The sequence below is a fragment of the Streptomyces sp. Qhu_M48 genome, from assembly GCF_051305195.1.
Lineage (GTDB): Bacteria > Actinomycetota > Actinomycetes > Streptomycetales > Streptomycetaceae > Streptomyces.
Genome location: NZ_CP195432.1, coordinates 6607629 through 6624147, shown reverse-complemented (window position 1 = coordinate 6624147; position 16519 = coordinate 6607629). Strand labels below are relative to the sequence as shown.

16 protein-coding genes are annotated in these 16519 nt (G+C 71.8%); 7 read left to right on the top strand and 9 right to left on the bottom strand.

From position 1 onward, the window contains the following. Positions 1-34: 34 nt before the first annotated feature. Positions 35-871, top strand: a complete 837-nt coding sequence (locus ACRRSS_RS29565; RefSeq protein ID WP_351895910.1) for a carbohydrate ABC transporter permease — start codon at positions 35-37, stop codon at positions 869-871. A 9-nt stretch (positions 872-880) separates the two neighbouring features. Further along, positions 881-2404, top strand: a complete 1524-nt coding sequence (locus tag ACRRSS_RS29560; protein ID WP_435974104.1) for a glycoside hydrolase family 3 protein — start codon at positions 881-883, stop codon at positions 2402-2404. A gap of 105 nt (positions 2405-2509) precedes the next feature. Here ACRRSS_RS29560 and nagB read toward each other — a convergent pair whose 3' ends face one another. Further along, positions 2510-3295 carry a glucosamine-6-phosphate deaminase gene (gene nagB / locus ACRRSS_RS29555; RefSeq protein ID WP_435974103.1) on the bottom strand — a complete coding sequence of 262 codons (786 nt, stop codon included), beginning with the start codon at positions 3293-3295 and terminating at the stop codon, positions 2510-2512. A 317-nt stretch (positions 3296-3612) separates the two neighbouring features. Beyond that, entirely contained in the window at positions 3613-4461 is an 849-nt protein-coding gene (locus ACRRSS_RS29550; protein WP_435974102.1) for an SDR family oxidoreductase, read from the bottom strand. A gap of 84 nt (positions 4462-4545) precedes the next feature. Between ACRRSS_RS29550 and ACRRSS_RS29545 the strand changes: the two genes are divergently transcribed. Both ACRRSS_RS29545 and ACRRSS_RS29540 read left to right on the top strand, forming a co-directional pair. Then, a complete protein-coding gene (locus tag ACRRSS_RS29545) occupies positions 4546-5145 on the top strand; it encodes a TetR/AcrR family transcriptional regulator (protein ID WP_435974101.1) in 600 nt (199 codons plus the stop codon). A 553-nt stretch (positions 5146-5698) separates the two neighbouring features. Beyond that, positions 5699-7165: a sensor histidine kinase gene (locus ACRRSS_RS29540; RefSeq protein WP_435974100.1), complete on the top strand. Its 1467-nt coding sequence runs from the start codon at positions 5699-5701 to the stop codon at positions 7163-7165. Between the two features lie 197 nt (positions 7166-7362). On the opposite strand, the gene ACRRSS_RS29535 is transcribed toward ACRRSS_RS29540, so the two are convergent. Beyond that, positions 7363-7620, bottom strand: coding sequence for a WhiB family transcriptional regulator (locus ACRRSS_RS29535; RefSeq protein WP_003953983.1), 258 nt, complete (start codon positions 7618-7620; stop codon positions 7363-7365). A gap of 317 nt (positions 7621-7937) precedes the next feature. Then, a complete protein-coding gene (locus tag ACRRSS_RS29530; protein WP_435974099.1) occupies positions 7938-8906 on the bottom strand; it encodes a diacylglycerol/lipid kinase family protein in 969 nt (322 codons plus the stop codon). A gap of 107 nt (positions 8907-9013) precedes the next feature. On the opposite strand from ACRRSS_RS29530, the gene ACRRSS_RS29525 reads away from it, so the two are divergent. Further along, positions 9014-9433, top strand: coding sequence for a hypothetical protein (locus tag ACRRSS_RS29525; RefSeq protein WP_435974098.1), 420 nt, complete (start codon positions 9014-9016; stop codon positions 9431-9433). Positions 9434-9436: 3 nt separating this feature from the next. Here the strand turns inward: ACRRSS_RS29525 and ACRRSS_RS29520 are convergent, their stop codons facing one another. The 3 genes from ACRRSS_RS29520 to ACRRSS_RS29510 form a co-directional block, all read right to left on the bottom strand. Beyond that, entirely contained in the window at positions 9437-10510 is a 1074-nt protein-coding gene (locus tag ACRRSS_RS29520; protein ID WP_435974097.1) for a SigB/SigF/SigG family RNA polymerase sigma factor, read from the bottom strand. Beyond that, the gene (locus ACRRSS_RS29515; RefSeq protein ID WP_019889334.1) at positions 10507-10920 is read right to left on the bottom strand and encodes an anti-sigma regulatory factor; all 414 of its coding nucleotides are present in this window, start codon (positions 10918-10920) and stop codon (positions 10507-10509) included. Before ACRRSS_RS29515 ends, ACRRSS_RS29520 begins: the two co-directional genes overlap by 4 nt. Positions 10921-11305: 385 nt before the next feature. Next, positions 11306-11566 (bottom strand): UBP-type zinc finger domain-containing protein, encoded by a 261-nt coding sequence (locus tag ACRRSS_RS29510; protein ID WP_435974096.1) that lies wholly within the window; start codon positions 11564-11566, stop codon positions 11306-11308. Positions 11567-11605: 39 nt separating this feature from the next. Here ACRRSS_RS29510 and ACRRSS_RS29505 point away from each other — a divergent pair, with 39 nt between their 5' ends. Beyond that, positions 11606-13201, top strand: a complete 1596-nt coding sequence (locus ACRRSS_RS29505) for a Na+/H+ antiporter (RefSeq protein ID WP_435974095.1) — start codon at positions 11606-11608, stop codon at positions 13199-13201. Here ACRRSS_RS29505 and ACRRSS_RS29500 read toward each other — a convergent pair. Next, entirely contained in the window at positions 13177-14115 is a 939-nt protein-coding gene (locus ACRRSS_RS29500) for a 1-aminocyclopropane-1-carboxylate deaminase/D-cysteine desulfhydrase (RefSeq protein ID WP_435974094.1), read from the bottom strand. The genes ACRRSS_RS29505 and ACRRSS_RS29500 overlap by 25 nt on opposite strands. Before the next feature lie 28 nt (positions 14116-14143). Next, the gene (locus ACRRSS_RS29495) at positions 14144-14734 is read right to left on the bottom strand and encodes an N-acetylmuramoyl-L-alanine amidase (protein WP_435974093.1); all 591 of its coding nucleotides are present in this window, start codon (positions 14732-14734) and stop codon (positions 14144-14146) included. 279 nt (positions 14735-15013) lie between these two features. Here ACRRSS_RS29495 and ACRRSS_RS29490 point away from each other — a divergent pair, with 279 nt between their 5' ends. Beyond that, positions 15014-16432 carry a family 2B encapsulin nanocompartment shell protein gene (locus tag ACRRSS_RS29490; RefSeq protein WP_435974092.1) on the top strand — a complete coding sequence of 473 codons (1419 nt, stop codon included), beginning with the start codon at positions 15014-15016 and terminating at the stop codon, positions 16430-16432. Positions 16433-16519: the final 87 nt, after the last annotated feature.

Here is a 16519-nt window from a genome sequence, read left to right as displayed (position 1 = left end):
CACCACCACGCAGACCACGCAGACCCCCCAGAAGCTGCGGACCCGCAAGCCGCTCCGGGTGGGCACGGTGGCGAAGAACGTCACGGCCCTCGTCCTCGCCGCGATCTTCGTCTTCCCCGTCTACTGGATGTTCTCGTCCTCGCTGAAGCCGCAGCGGGAGATCCTCACCAAGGACCCCGTCTTCGTCTTCACCCCGACCTTCGAGAACTACACGACGGCGACCGGCGTCGACCTCTTCTGGACGTACGTCACGAACAGCCTCATCGTCACCGTCGGCGCGGTGCTCCTCGCCCTCGTCGTCGCCCTGGCCGCCAGCTTCGCGATCGCCCGGATGAAGTTCAAGGGCCGCAAGGGCATCGTCCTCATCGTGATGATGGCTCAGATGGCCCCCTGGGAGGTCATGGTCATCGCGATGTACATGATCGCCCGCGACGGCGACATGCTGAACAGCATCCCGCTGCTCACGATGATCTACTTCGTGATGGTCCTCCCCTTCACCATCTGGACCCTGCGCGGCTTCATCGCCGCCGTCCCGGTCGAGCTGGAGGAGGCCGCCCAGATCGACGGCTGCACCCGCGGCCAGGCATTCCGCAAGGTGATCTTCCCGCTGCTCGCCCCCGGCCTGATGTCGACCTCGCTCTTCGGCTTCATCACCGCCTGGAACGAGTTCGCTATGGTCCTCGTCCTCAACAAGGACAAGGAAGCGCAGACGCTGACCCTCTGGCTGACGCAGTTCCAGACCGCGTTCGGCAACGACTGGGGCGCCACCATGGCCGCCTCCACGCTCTTCGCTCTCCCCGTGCTCATCGTCTTCCTCTTCCTCCAGCGCAAGGCCGTCGGCGGCATGACCGCCGGCGCGGTGAAGGGATAAGGGCTCCCCATGACCACACTCCTTTTCGGCTCGGACACCCTGACCCGTGACGCGCTCACGGTGCTCCAGCCCGGCTTCGTCGGCACCACCGCGCCCGACTGGCTGCTCCGCCGCATCGGCGAGGGCCTGTCGTCGGTCGGCCTGTTCGGCCGGAACATCGTCAGCCCCGAGCAGCTCACCGCGCTCACCGCGCAGCTGAGGGCCGAGCGGGACGACGTCCTCGTCGCCATCGACGAGGAGGGCGGGGACGTCACCCGCCTCGAGGTCAAGCAGGGTTCGTCCTTCCCCGGCAACTACGCGCTGGGCAGCGTCGACGACGTCGAGCTCACCCGGGCCGTGGCCCGCGAGCTCGGCCGCCGGCTCGCACGCTGCGGGGTCGACCTCAACTGGGCGCCCTCCGCCGACGTCAACTCCAACGCCGAGAACCCGGTCATCGGCGTCCGGTCCTTCGGGCCGGACCCGGACCTGGTCGCGCGCCACACCGTGGCGTACGTCGACGGCCTCCAGGGCGTCGGGGTCGCGGCCTGCACCAAGCACTTCCCCGGACACGGCGACACGAACGTGGACTCCCACGACGCCCTGCCCCGGATCGATGTGGACCTCGCCACACTGCACGCCCGTGAGCTGGTGCCCTTCCGCGCGGCCGTCGCCGCGGGTACCAAAGCCGTCATGAGCGCGCATATCCTTCTCTCCGCGCTCGACCCCCACCACCCGGCCACCCTGAGCCCGCAGATCCTCACCGGTCTGCTCCGCCAGGAGCTGGGCTTCGAGGGGCTGATCGTCACCGACGGCATGGAGATGCAGGCCGTCGCGGCGACGTACGGCATCGAGCGCGGATCGGTCCTCGCGATCGCCGCGGGCGCCGACGCCATCTGCGTCGGCGGCGGGCTGTGCGACGAGGACACCGTGCTGCAGCTGCGCGACGCGCTGGTGAACGCGGTGCGGACCGGTGAACTGCCCGAAGAGCGGCTGGCCGACGCCGCGGCGCGCGTGCGCGCCCTGGCGTCCTGGACCCAGGCGCACCGGGCCAGGGGGGCCGAATCGGTGTCGGGCGCGGCAGTGCAGGAGGGGACCGCGCCCGGCGCCGACATCGGACTCGTGGCGGCCCGCCGGGCGCTCAAGGTGACCCGGGGGGAGCACCCCCACACGCCGATGACCACCGCTCCCTACGTGGCCTCCTTCACCCCCGTCGCCAACTTCGCGGTCGGTGACGAGACCCCCTGGGGCATCGCCGCCGAACTGGAGCGCCTGCTCCCCGGCACCGAGACCGGCTCCTACGCCGACTCCTCGGTGGACGCCGTCCTCGCCGCCGCCGGTGAGCGGCGGGTCGTGGCGGTCGTACGCGACGCCCACCGCCACCCGTGGATGACCGAGGCCCTGGACGCCCTGGTCAAGGCCCGCCCCGACACCGTCGTGGTCGAGATGGGCCTCAACGAGGCGGAGCCGCGCGGGGCCCTGCACATCGCCACGCACGGCGCGGCCCGGGTCTGCGGCCGCGCGGCCGCCGAGGCCGTCGTCGGAACCGGCGCCTGACCGGCGTCCCCGACACCCGTCGTACGCGCAGGGGCCCGGCACCTGAACAGGTGCCGGGCCCCTGCGCGTACGCGGACGCGGCTACGACCGGGGGATCCGGGCGGTTCAGATGCCCTGCCAGGAGGGCTTGCTGGCGAAGGTGTGGCGGAAGTAGTCCGCGAGCTTCAGCTTGGACGCGGCGGCCTCGTCCACCACGACCGTGGCGTGCGGGTGGAGCTGGAGCGCGGAGGCCGGCACGAGCGCCGCCACCGGGCCCTCGACGGTCTGCGCCACGGCCTCGGCCTTGCCCTCGCCGGTGGCCAGCAGCACCAGGTGACGGGCCTCCAGGATGGTGCCGATGCCCTGGGTGATGACGTGGTGCGGCACCTGCTCGATGTCGTTGTCGAAGAAGCGGGCGTTGTCCACGCGGGTCTGCTCGGTGAGCGTCTTGATCCGGGTGCGGGAGGCGAGCGAGGAGCACGGCTCGTTGAAGCCGATGTGCCCGTCCGTGCCGATGCCGAGGATCTGCAGGTCCACGCCACCGGCCTCGGTCAGCGCCTTGTCGTACGCCTCACAGGCAGCCTGGACGTCCTCGGCGGAGCCGTCGGGCCCCATGAAGGCCTCCGCGGAGAGCCCGAGCGGCTCGACGACCTGGCGGAGCACGGTGGAGCGGTACGACTCGGGGTGGCCCGAGGGCAGGCCCACGTACTCGTCCAGCTGGGCGATCCGGGCCCGCGAGGCGTCGACGGAACCGGCCGTGACCTGGGCGATCAGGGCGTCGTAGATGGGCAGCGGAGTCGAGCCCGTGGCCACGCCGAGCAGCGCGTCGGGCTTGCGGCGCAGGAGGTCGGCGATGCCGTCCGCGATGAGCTCGCCGCCCGCCTTGGCGTCCTTGACGATGACAACTTCCACGCTGTGCCTGCCGATCTGGTGAGGGGCTGGTGAGGGACCGTGTGGTATAGACCAATCTAAGGGCAAATCTAGCAGAGGAGGGGCCTTCCCCTCATGCCGTTCCGCCCCCCGGACGCCCCGCCGCCTCCATCGTCGGCCGCCCCGGTCCCCCCAGCCACTCGAACCCCTGCCCCACCTTCCAACCCGCAGCCGCAGCCCCCTCCGACGCGCCCCGCCACGGGCTCCGCACCCTTCGTCCCCCGTGAACCCGGCCCCCTCTTGTGCGCGCCCAGGCCAGGGAGCCGCCCGCGAACCCTGCCTCTCCGACGGCGCCCGGCTCAGGTCAGGGAGCCGCCCGTGGCGTCGATCCAGTGGCCCGTCACCCAGCGCGCGTCCTCGGAGGCGAGGAAGGCCGCCACATCGGCTATGTCCGACGGGGTGCCGACCCCGCCCAGCGCCGACAGGGCCGCCGCCCCCGCCCAGGCCTCGTCGCTCTCCCGCAGCCAGGCCGCGTTGATGTCGGTGTCCACGATCCCCGGCGCCAGCGCGTTGACCGTGATCCGGCGCGGCCCGAGGACCTTCGACAGGTCCCGGGTGAAGACGTCGAGCGCGGCCTTCGACATCGAGTACGCGATCAGCTCCGGCATGAGCGCCGCCTTGGTGAGACCCGTCGAGACGTTGATGACGCGTCCGCCGTCCCGCAGTCGCTCCGCCCCCAGCTGGGCCACGAAGAACGGCGCCCTGGTGTTGATCGCGAAGACCCGGTCGTACTCCTCCTCCGTCAAGGTCGCGAAGGGCTGCGAGGCCCCGATCCCCGCGTTGTTCACCAGGATGTCCAGGCCCCCCTCGCCCCCGACGGCCGTGTCGAACGCCTCCCACAGGGCGGCGGCGTCCCCGGGCACCCCCAGCTCCTGGCCGAGCGCGAACGCCTCGCCGCCGGCCGCCTCGATCGCCGCGACCGTCTCCTTCGCCGCGGTCTCGTTGCTTCCGTAGTGCACCGCGACCCGCGCCCCCTCGCGGCCGAGCCGCTCGGCGATCCCGCGCCCGATGCCCCGGCTGCCGCCCGTCACCAGGGCCGTCTTCCCGACCAGCTTCCCGGTCGACCGCACGGCCGCCCGCTCCGTCGCGTCCGCTGCCGTGTCCCCTGCCGTGTTCTCCGCGGCCGTCGTGCCTTCGAGCACGCCCATGACGACGCCCCCCTCATTTCTGTAGCGGTCGTTATGAAAAGACCGTACCCCACTTTCCGTAGCGGACGCTATAGAATTCACTCCATGGTGACGACACCGCGCGGCCGCCCTCGCTCCTTCGACCGGCTCACGGCCCTGGAGAAGGCGACGATGGCCTTCTGGGAGCACGGCTACGAGACGACCTCCGTCTCCGATCTGACCCGTGCCATGGGCATCAGCGCCCCCAGCCTCTACGCCGCCTTCGGCGACAAGAAGACGCTGTTCGAGGAGGTCGTCGAGGCGTACGCCACCTCGTACGGCGCGTACGGCGGCCGGGCCTTCGAGGAGGAGCCGACCGCCCGCCGGGCCATCGGCCGCCTCCTCGGCGAGGCCGCCTGGCTCTTCACGGAGCCGGGCCACCCCCGGGGCTGCCTGATGATCTCCGCCGCGATCAACTGCTCGACCCCCGAGGTCGAGGAGTCCCTGCGGGTGCGCAGGAACTCCAATCTGGCGTCCATGGAGGCCCGGATCCGCCGGGGTGCCGAGTCCGGCGAGCTGCCGGCCGACACCGACGCCCGAGCGCTGGCCCGCTTCAGCGGCGCCGTCCTCCAGGGCATGTCCCAGCAGGCCCGCGACGGGGCGACGGAGGAGGAGCTGGCGGCCGTCGCCGAGCTGGCGATGCGGGCCTGGCCGACGGGGGAGTGACACGGGGCGGGCCGGGAGCGGCCCACGGGGAGGCTCCCGGAGGTGCCTGCGGGGAGGGGCCCCAGAAGACGCCCGCGGAGAGGTGCCTATGGGGAGGGTCCTGCGGGGAGAGGTCCGGAAAGGGGCCACCGGGAAGGCCCGGGAAGGGGCCGCGGAAGGCTCGGAGAGCGGCCCGCGAGGAGGTCCGGACAGCGGCGCGGAGAGAGCCCGGAGGCCGGTGCGCGGCCCCCGGAAACACCCGCGGGCCGCGGCGCCCGGCGGGACCCTCAGCCCGCCCGGCACCGCAGCCCGGAGTTGCGCCGGCCGGGGGTGTGCGGTCCCTCGGCCGTTGTGGGAGGTCTCGACGCAGTCAGGGCAGAGAGCGTCGGGTACCTCGTTCCATCCTCCTGTGCGGGGAGGATGGAGGCTCTGTTGCGTTCATTGTGGACTAGACCATTCTTGTCTGTCCATCCACAGGAACGCGGTGGTTCATGGCCCATCCTCCAGTACGAACGCCCGGAGATCCAGGTTCACCGCCCGTTTGTTCCGCGGGTACGCTCGCACCGTGCCCTCCATGAACGACCTCGTGCGCCAGCACACCGCCCTGAGCGACTCGGACCTCGAGTGGCTCCACCTGCTGGTGTCGGAGTGGCAGCTGCTCTCCGACCTCTCCTTCGCCGACCTCGTCCTCTGGGTTCCGACCCTCGACGGTACGCGGTACGTCTCCGTCGCGCAGATGCGGCCGAACACCGGCCCCACCTCCTATCAGGACGACATGATCGGCCATCTGGTGCCGCGCGGTCGCCGTCCGCTGCTGGACGCCGCGCTCGACGAGGGCAGGATCGTCCGCGAGGGCGACCCGGAGTGGCGCGAGGAGGTCCCGGTACGGGTCGAGTCCATCCCCGTGCGCCGCGAGGGCCGGGTCCTCGGTGTCATCGCCCGCAACACCAACCTGCTGACCGTCCGTACCCCCTCCCGGCTCGAACTCACCTACCTCCAGTCCGCCTCCGACCTCGCGCAGATGATCGCGGCCGGGACCTTCCCCTTCCCCGGCGAGCAGGTCGACATGGACTCCTCGCCCCGGGCCGGCGACGGACTCGTCCGCCTGGACGCCGAGGGCATCGTCCAGTACGCCTCTCCCAACGCCCTCTCCGCCTACCACCGGCTCGGCCTCGCCGCCGACCTCGTCGGCCAGCACCTCGGCCAGATCACCGCCGAACTCGCGCCCTCCCGCGGCCCGGTGGACGAGGCCCTGGTGACCCTGGCCTCCGGCTACGCGCCGCGCGAGTTCGAGGTCGAGGGCAACGGCGGGGTGATCCAGCTGAGGGCGATCCCGCTCAAGCCCAAGGGCACCCGCATCGGTTCGCTGGTCCTGCTCCGGGACGTCACCGAACTGCGTCGCCGCGAGCGCGAGTTGATCACCAAGGACGCCACCATCCGGGAGATCCACCACCGGGTGAAGAACAACCTCCAGACCGTGGCCGCCCTGTTGCGTCTCCAGGCCCGCCGGATGGACTCCGACCACGGCCGTGAGGCCCTCAACGAGGCCGTGCGGCGCGTCGGTTCGATCGCCATCGTCCATGAGACGCTGTCCCAGAACCTGGACGAACGGGTGGAGTTCGACGAGATCGCCGACCGGGTGATCGCGATGGTGGCCGAGATCTCTCCGGGCAGGGTCACCTGCCGGCGCAACGGCCGCTTCGGCATTCTCGACGCCGAGGTCGCGACCCCGCTCTCCATGGTCCTCACCGAGGTTCTCCAGAACGCCTTGGAGCACGCGTTCGCCCAGGGCGACGAGGGCACCGTCGAGGTCACCGCCGTGCGCGGCGAACCCCGGGCCGACGCCCGGCTCCTGATCACGGTCAAGGACGACGGCCGCGGACTGCCCGAGGGCTTCGACCCCCAGCGGGCCGGCAACCTCGGTCTCCAGATCGTACGGACCCTGGTGGAAGGGGAGTTGGGCGGATCCTTCGACATGCTGCCGGGCGCCGAGCGCGGCACGAAGGTGGTCCTCGACATCCCCGTACAGCCGCAGAAGTAGCCGACCGTGGAAGGGGCCCGCCGCTGAAGCCGGTCCCCCCGCGGAAGGGATCTCGGCGGCGGACGGCAGCGAGCCCCGGACCGAAGGAACTCGGTCCGGGGCTCGAATGCTGTGGGTTACTGCTGCGCGCTGCGGCTCGGGGGCGGTGATTGCATACGCGATGTATGCGCCGCTGGCCTCAGGCTGTCGGTGGGGCGTCAGGCGCTGGCGTTACGCGCCCGGTTGCGAGCGGCACGGCGCTTCATCGCGCGGCGCTCGTCCTCGCTGAGGCCACCCCAGACGCCCGAGTCCTGGCCGGACTCGAGCGCCCACTGCAGGCACTGCTCCATGACGGGGCAGCGGCGGCAGACGGCCTTGGCTTCCTCGATCTGCAGCAGCGCAGGACCGGTGTTGCCGATGGGGAAGAACAGCTCGGGGTCTTCCTCACGACAAACGGCGTTGTGACGCCAGTCCATGGCTGCTACCTCTCTTGGTATTACATGCGGGTTGCTTGTGAATGTGAACGCTTTCACGAATCCCCCCGCAAGGGAAGGGCCGACTGCCAGATGAACTGGTGTGGTCCTAAGACTGAGGAGGGGTTCTGGCTCTCAGTGGAGGCCGGTGTTGCGGGCCGTCCCGATCGCCAAGAAGAGACTCGCAAACCTCGGCAGCGGATACAACCCCTTCCGGAAAGTTTTTTTTGATTCCTCGGTGTCGGCTAGGTCACAGCCGTACTTCTAAGGGGTGGATGCGCGCCTAAACGTTCGAGTGAAAGGACTTTGGGCCCTTCCACTCACACAATCACACGCAGTGCACGGCGTACGCCTGTGAACGCCACGCTCGTACGCAGTCCCAGGTGGTCTCCGTCCATCTGGAGGGGGAGCGGGACCTTCGAATGCAAGGTGAAGTCGGTCAGGTCGTGCAGGGATACCGCATGCTTGCCGCGAGGCCCTCGTTCCGGGGTCGAGGTGAGCAGCTGGGTGGCGTAACGGGCCACCGCCGGAGTGGAGAGACGGCGCAGTCCGAGCACGTCCAGCGCTGTTTCGAAGGAGGCCTCCGGGGACGCGTACACCGGACGATTGCCCAGGTAGGTCCAGGGGGAGGTGTTGCAGATTATGGAGAGGACCAGGTCCTCCACCGGCTCGACGCCGGGGCGCTCCAGGGTGATCGTGCCGTGCCGCCGGTGCGGTTCCTCCAGGAACTGGCGCACCACCTGGCGCAGATAGAGGGCGTGCGTGGATCTCTTCCCGCGCTCCCGCTGCTGTTCGACCCGGCCGATGACACTGGCGTCGAATCCGAGGCCGGCGCAGAAGGTGAACCAGCGGGCCGGAACCGACTCGTCCTCCGTGCCCGGCGCACCCGAGGCCAGACCGAGGCTCACTGTGCGTGTCCGCCGCTCACGCAACGCGTCGAGCAGCGCGCCGGTCGCCTCCACCGCGTCGTTCGGCAGTCCGAGGGCGCGGGCGAAGACGTTGGTCGACCCGCCGGGGACCACGGCGAGGCCCGGAAGCCGCTCGGGATCGGGCCCGTCGTGCAGCAGTCCGTTCACGACCTCGTTGACCGTGCCGTCGCCGCCGAGGGCCACGACGAGGTCGATGTTGCCGGAGTCGGCGGCCCGTCGGCCCACGTCGCGGGCGTGCCCGCGGTACTCGGTGGTGACCGCCTCGATCTTCATCTCGCTCGCGAGCGCGTGGATGAGCACGTCACGGGTGCGGGCACTGGTGGTGGTGGCTGCCGGGTTGACCACGAGAAGTGCGCGCATGAGCGCCAGGGTACCTACCCGGCGGTACCGGGCCCAGTCCAGCCCGATCCGTGGACGGCCTCGCCCGGCTTCCGCCGCCCCGCCCCGCCCCCGCTACCCTGCCCTCTATGAGCAGTACGGAGCAGACCCCCCGACCCGCCCGTCTCGCCGCCGCGGCGGCCGTGGCCGGTATCGAGGCCCTCGGGCTCCTCGCCGGTGGCGTGTACATGCTGGTGCACGCGCTGACCGGGACGTCCGACGACCTCACCGGCGCCGCGACCGGCGCTGTGACGCTCGTCGCACTCGGTCTGATCCCGCTCGCCGCCGCCCGCGGTCTGTGGCTGCGCCGCTCCTGGAGCCGCGGCCCGGCCGTGATCACCCAGATCCTGGCGCTGCCGGTCGCCTGGCAGATGCTCCAGTCGGACAGCGCGATGATCCCGGCCGGCGTCGTCCTCGGCGTCCTGGCCGTCGCCGGGCTCGTCCTCCTGGTGAACCCGGCCACGACCGAGGCGCTCGGCATCCGGCGCCCCGGCCAGGACACCCCCTAGGACCTACTCCTCCACCAGGAGCTTCTCCCGCAGTTGGGCGAGGGTCCTGGCGAGCAGTCGGGAGACGTGCATCTGCGAGATGCCCACCTCCTGCGCGATCTGCGACTGGGTCATGTTCCCGAAGAAGCGGAGCAGCAGGATCCGTTTCTCCCGGGGCGGCAGGTCCTCCAGGAGAGGCTTGAGCGACTCCCGGTACTCGACCCCCTCCAGGGCCTCGTCCTCCGCGCCCAGCGTGTCCGCGACCGCCGGCGACTCGTCGTCGGTGTCGGGAACGTCCAGGGAGAGCGTCGAGTAGGCGTTCGCCGACTCCAGACCCTCCAGGACCTCCTCCTCCGAGATCCCGAGCCGCTCGGCCAGCTCGTGCACCGTCGGCGAGCGGCCGTGCTGCTGGGAGAGCTCCGCCGTCGCCGTGGTCAGCGAGAGACGCAGCTCCTGGAGCCGGCGCGGCACCCGGACCGCCCAGCCCTTGTCGCGGAAGTGGCGCTTGATCTCGCCGACGACCGTGGGGGTCGCGTACGTCGAGAACTCGACGCCCCGCTCCGGGTCGAAGCGGTCGACCGACTTGATCAGGCCGATCGTCGCCACCTGCGTCAGGTCGTCCAGCGGCTCGCCGCGGTTGCGGAAGCGCCGGGCCAGGTGCTCGACCAGCGGCAGGTGCATCCGCACCAGCCGGTTGCGCAGCTCGGCCTTCTCCGGGGAGCCCTCGGGCAGTTCGCGCAGCGTGACGAAGAGGGCACGGGCGCCGCTCCGGTCGTGCGCGGCGGTACGGGGGACCTCCGGGGCCTCGTCGGCCTCGTCGTCGTCCCCCGGTTTCCCCGCCTCCGCGTCCGTCCCGTCGGCCTCGGCCCCGCCCGCCCCGGGCCCCTCCGTCGGGGACTCCGCCGACGTGGGCTCCCCGGACGTCCCGGAGGAGCCTTCCGCACTCGCGGGGCCCCGGGGGGCTTCGGAGACGCCCGGCGTCTCGGGAACCTCAAGGTGCTGCTCGTGCTCGCTCATCTGGTCCGCCTGCTCCGTAGCGACCTCATACGGCCGCGCCTGCTGCTCAGGGATGCCGGCCGTCGCGTCCCCGCTCCTCACGCCGGGCCTGGCCCCGCGCCGCGCTGTTTGTACAGGCTGATCGAGACCGTACGGTCGTCGGCCACCGACGATTCCACCTTCCCGGCCAGCGCCGACAGCACCGTCCAGGCGAACGTGTCGCGCTCGGGTGCCCGGCCGTCCGTGGTCGGGGCGGAGACGGTCACGTCGAGGGAGTCGTCGACCAGCCGGAAGACACAGCTGAGGACGGATCCGGGCACGGCCTGCTGGAGCAGGATGGCGCAGGCCTCGTCGACCGCGATCCGCAAGTCCTCGATCTCGTCGAGGGTGAAGTCCAAGCGCGCCGCGAGGCCGGCCGTGGCCGTACGCAGCACGGACAGATAGGCACCCGCAGCGGGCAGCCGGACTTCCACGAAGTCCTGGGTCCCGGGCTCGCCTGCGATCTGGGACACCCTCACCTCCAAGGTGGCACAAGCTCATTCGGGGTTCGGGGGGAGAGGCCCCCGAACCGGGCGGTACGCAGGGGGCTGCGCAGTCCGCCGTGACGCTATCGCGATCCGTCCCGCCGTGTCGCCGCGAGTCCCCGCCCCCACCGGCCCTCCGGTCACCGCTCGTCACCCATGGTAGGCCCATGGGTGCGGACGGTGGGCGGGAGTCTGCGGGGCCGGGAACGTGCGACCGGCGGAGGGGTGACGTACCCAACCGCGGGGCGGCCGAATCGTCGGACGGCCGAATCGCCGGACGGTCGTACCGTCGGACGACCGCACCGGCCCGCCGTAGCCCGACGTACCGGCCCGCCGTGCCGGACGCCCGGGCCGGCGTCGGGGGCGGGCCCCCTCAGACGATCGAGCCGTCCACGAAGCACCAGCGCCAGGCCTCGCCCGGTTCGAAGGTCCGCATCACCGGGTGCCCGGACGACGAGAAGTGCCCCGTCGCGTGCCGCCCCGCCGAGGAGTCGCAGCAGCCCACGTGCCCGCAGCTCAGACAGAGCCGCAGCTGGACCGGGTGCGTCCCGTCCGCCAGGCACTCGGGGCAGGTGTCGGCCAGCGGCGCCGGTTCGGGGCGCGGCATTTCGGCAACGTGGGGGCACTCGCTCATGATGGCCAGGATACTTTGCGGCAGGAGACGGGGACGGGCATGGATGCACTGCAACTGGTGGCGCTGGTGGCGGCGAGCGCCGCGATCGCGGGGGTCGCCCGGAGGACCCCCGTGCCCGCTCCGCTCCTCCTGGTCGCGGCCGGCCTCGCCGCCTCGTACGTCCCCGGCGTCCCCGACTACACCCTCGACCCGCACATCGTGCTGCCGCTGATCCTGCCTCCGCTCCTCTACACGGCGGCGGTCGACTCCTCGTACCTCGACCTGCGGGCCAACATCCGGCCGGTCGCCCTGCTCTCCGTCGGGTACGTCCTCTTCGCCACGGTGGCCGTGGGGTGGCTCGCGTACGTCCTCGTCCCCGATCTGCCGCTCACCGCGGCCCTGGTGCTCGGCGCCGTGATCGCCCCGCCGGACGCCGTCGCCGCCACGGCCATCGCCCGCAAGCTCGGCCTGCCGAACCGGATCACCACGATCCTCCAGGGCGAGTCCCTCGTGAACGACGCCACCGCCATCACCGCGTTCAAGGTCGCCCTCGCGGCGGCCGTCGGCGAGGGCGTCAGCTGGGCGGGGGGAGTGGGGGAGTTCGCGCTCGCGGCCCTCGGCGGCATCGGGGTGGGCCTGGTCCTCATGGTCCCCATCCACTGGCTGCGCCGCGGCCTGGGCGACTCGCTCCTCCAGAACACCCTCTCCCTCCTCATCCCCTTCGTCGCGTACGCGGCCGCCGAGGAGGTCGGCGCCTCCGGGGTCCTCGCCGTCGTCGTGGTCGGCCTCTTCCTCGGCCACCGTGCCTGGCAGGTCGACTTCGCGACCCGGCTCCAGGAGGAGGCCGTCTGGAAGATGGTCGCCTTCGTCCTGGAGTCCGCCGTCTTCGCCCTGATCGGCCTCCAACTGCCGTACGTCGTGCAGGGCCTCGGGCGGTACGGCATCGGTGAGGCGGTCTGGTACGCGGTCGGGGTCTTCGTCGCCGTGGTCGTCGTCCGCTTCGTCTGGGTCTATCCGGCGACCTTCCTGCCCCGGCTCTCCTCCCGTGTCCGGGAACGGGAACCGGGGGTGGACTGGAGGGCGCCCCTCGTCGTCGGCTGGGCCGGCATGCGCGGGGTGGTCTCCCTCGCCATCGCCTTCTCCATCCCCGTCGTCACCGACGGCGTGGAGTTCCCGGCCCGCAACCTGGTCCTCTTCCTCACCTTCACCACCGTCATCGGCACCCTCGTGGTGCAGGGCCTCACCCTGCCGCCCCTCATCCGCTTCCTGAAGCTCCCCGGCCGGGACCGGTACGCGGAGACCCTGGCCGAGGCGCAGGCCCAGAGCGAGGCCTCACAGGCCGCGGAGGCACGCCTCGAAGCGCTCCTCGCGGACGAGCGCAACGCCCTGCCGCAGCCCCTCGCCGACCGGCTCCGCACCGTCCTGGAGCGCCGCCGCAACGCGGTCTGGGAGCGGCTCGGCGCCGTCAACGAGGTCACCGGGGAGACCGCCGACGACACCTACCGGCGACTGTCGCGCGAGATGATCGGCGCCGAGCGCGAGGTCTTCGTCCAGCTGCGCGACGCACGGCGGATCGACGACGAGATGATGCGGACCCTGCTCCGCCGGCTCGACCTGGAGGAGGCCGCCGCCTACCGCGAGGAGGCCGTGGACTGAGCCCCGTCGGGGGCGCGGGGCGCGTCCGGGGCGCCCGTCACCACCGCCACGAGCCGGCTACCCGCCGGGAACGCGCCCTCCTCCGCCAGGGTGGTGAGGCCGTGCAGCATTTTGGCCACATACAGCCGCTCGATGGCGAGTCCGTGCCGCGCCTCGAAGTCGCGTGCGAACGCGTCGAGCGCCGGGGGCACGCGCGCGTACCTCCCGGAGTGGAACCGCTCGTCCAGGGTCCAGTCGCCGCGCGGGCCGCCGAACGCCGCCTCCTGGAGGGCACGCACCTCGCCGCCCAGGAAGCCGCCCCTGAGGACCGGGACGCCCAGCGCCCGCTGGCCGGGGGAGAGGCCCGCCGCGAGGCCCGCCAGGGTGCCGCCGGTGCCGCAGGCGACGGCGACCGTGTCCGCCGCCCCGGCCAGCTCGCGGCCCAGCTCCACGCACCCCTGGACGGCGAGCGCGTTGCTGCCGCCCTCCGGGACCACGTACGCGCCCGCGGGGGCCCGTTCCAGGAGCGCCGCGCGCGTGGCCGGGTCGTTCTTCGCCCGGTACGTGGCCCGGTCCACGAACTCCAGCCGCATCCCGTCCGCCGCGCACCGCGCGAGCGAGGGGTTGAGCGGGCGCCCGGCCAGCTCGTCGCCGCGCACGATCCCGATCGTCGGGAAGCCGAGCAGCCGGCCCGCCGCCGCCGTCGCCCGCAGGTGGTTGGAGTACGCGCCGCCGAAAGTGAGCACGGGACGCCCGCCCGCCGCGCCCAGGTTGAGCGCGAGCTTGCGCCACTTGTTGCCCGGCAGGTCGGGGTGGATGAGGTCCTCGCGCTTGAGCAGCAGGGTGAGCCCGCGCCGGGTGAAGCGCTCGTCCGCCACCGGCTCCAGGGGCGAGGGGAGCCGGGGCCGCAGGGGGGAGAGGTCGAACGCGTTCACCCGGCCATTGTCCGTGTGCCCGGCGCGGTCAGCCCAGCAGGTCGGCCACCCGCTCCCGCATCGAGGCCATCGTGAAGCCGCGCGGGTCGACCTTCCCCGGCTGCCACTCGCGGTGCCCGATGACCGAGCGCTGCGTCCAGCCGTGCACCCGGCACACCGCGGCCGCCGCCTTGGCGATGGCGTCCAGCTGGACCTTCGGCCACGGGTCCACGCCGTCGCCGAGGTTCTCGCACTCGAAGCCGTAGAAGTACCGGTTGCCGTCCGTGGTGGTCTCGTCGTCGGGCGGCAGCCCCTGCTCGGCGACGACCGCCCGGAGCACCTCGTCGTCGCCGAGGCCCGCATGGTTCGCGCGCCCGTATCCGACGAGGTGGACCGTTCCGTCCTTGGCGATGACGCCGTGGCAGAGCGGCCCCGGCAGGCCGGCGTAGCCGTCCCGGCAGATCCGGACGGTGTGGGCGGTGCCGCGGGTCACGGTGTGGTGGATCATCACGCCGTGCACCGGGCCCCAGGGGCCCTTGTGGTTGCGGTTGTGGGTGGACCAGTGGCCGACCTGGACGACCGCCAGGCCCTCGCCGCGCAGCGCGTCGAGGAACCTGCTCGCGGACATGGGAATGGACATGACCGACTCCCTTCGGAGAACGGGTGGGCTTCCGGAGGACCGGCAGCTTCCGAAGTACCGGAGTACCGGAGTCCGCTCCTCCGTTGCCATCCGTTCGGACCGTGTGCGAGCCGATCAGGACAGGGCGTCGTGCGGCGGTCGGGGCTCCGCTGTTCGGATGGAAATCACGTGACATGCCCCGAAGTTTGTCGAACAGTCCCACTCGAATGTGTAATGGCGCCGACACGTTCCGTGCTGAAAGGCTTCGTCTCGCAACTCAGTCATACGAGAGGGAGTTCCATGTCCGTTGGTTCGGTTGGCGAAGAGGTCCGCGCGGAGCAGCAGGCGCCCCCGCAGCAGAGTCTCGGTACCGCCGCCGCGCGGAACCTCGCCACGACCACCAAGTCGGCGCCGCAGATGCAGGAGATCACCTCACGGTGGCTGCTGCGGGCGCTGCCGTGGGTCCAGGTGCAGGGCGGTACGTACCGGGTGAACCGGAGGCTCAGCTACTCCGTGGGCGACGGTCGCGTCACCTTCGTCCAGACCGGAGAGCGCGTCGCGGTCATCCCCGCCGAACTCGGCGAACTCCCCGTCCTGCGCGGCTACGAGGACGAGGCGGCCCTGGCCGAGCTGGCGTCCCGCTGCCGCCAGCGGGAGTACGCGGCCGGCGAGATCGTCGCCGTCGCGGGCGAGCCGACCGACCGGGTCCACCTCCTCGCGCACGGCAGGATCGAGCAGATCGGCGAGGGGCCGTACGGCGACGAGGCCGTCCTCGGCGTCCTCGCCGACGGCTCCTACTTCGGCGACGCCTCGCTCCTCGACCCGGACGCCACGTGGGAGTGGACCGCCCGCGCGGCCACCTCCTGCACGGTGCTGGAGCTCACCCGGGACGACGTGCGGAACCTCGCGGAGCGGGCCGACTCGCTCGCCGCCCATCTCGCGAGCGTGGCGGCGCTGCCCCGCCAGCGCACCAACAACTACGGCGAGGCCGAGATCGACCTCTCCGCCGGCCACGTCGGCGAGGCCGTCGTCCCGCACACCTACGTCGACTACGACGCCTCGCCCCGCGAGTACGAGCTGAGCGTCGCCCAGACCGTGCTGAAGGTCCACAGCCGCGTCGCCGACCTCTACAACCAGCCGATGAACCAGACCGAGCAGCAGTTGCGGCTCACGGTCGAGGCGCTCCGCGAGCGCCAGGAGTACGAGCTGGTCAACAACAAGGAGTTCGGCCTCCTCTCCAACTGCGACTACGAGCAGCGGATCCAGCCCCACGACGGCGCCCCCAGCCCGGACGACATGGACGAGCTGCTCTCCCGCCGCCGGGGCTCCAAGCTCTTCCTCGCCCATCCGCGCGCCATCTCCGCCTTCGGGCGCGAGCTGAACAAGCGCGGCCTGGTGCCCGAGACCATCGACATCAACGGCAACCGCATCCCGACCTGGCGCGGTGTGCCGATCTACCCGTGCAACAAGATCCCGGTCTCGGACGCCCGGACCACCTCGATCATCTGCATGCGTACCGGCGAGGCCGACCAGGGCGTGATCGGTCTCCACCAGACCGGTCTCCCCGACGAGATCGAGCCCAGCCTCTCGGTCCGCTTCATGGGCATCGACGAGCAGGCGATCATCTCCTACCTGGTCACGGCCTACTACTCGGCGGCGGTCCTCGTCCCGGACGCGCTCGGTGTCCTGGAGAACGTCGAGGTCAGCCGCTGGCACTGAGCCGCCGACGCCCGGGGGCGGGGACCGAACCCTCCCGCCCCCGGGCGTTCCCGGTTCGTCGCACCGCGAGATCGCCCCACCAGGCCG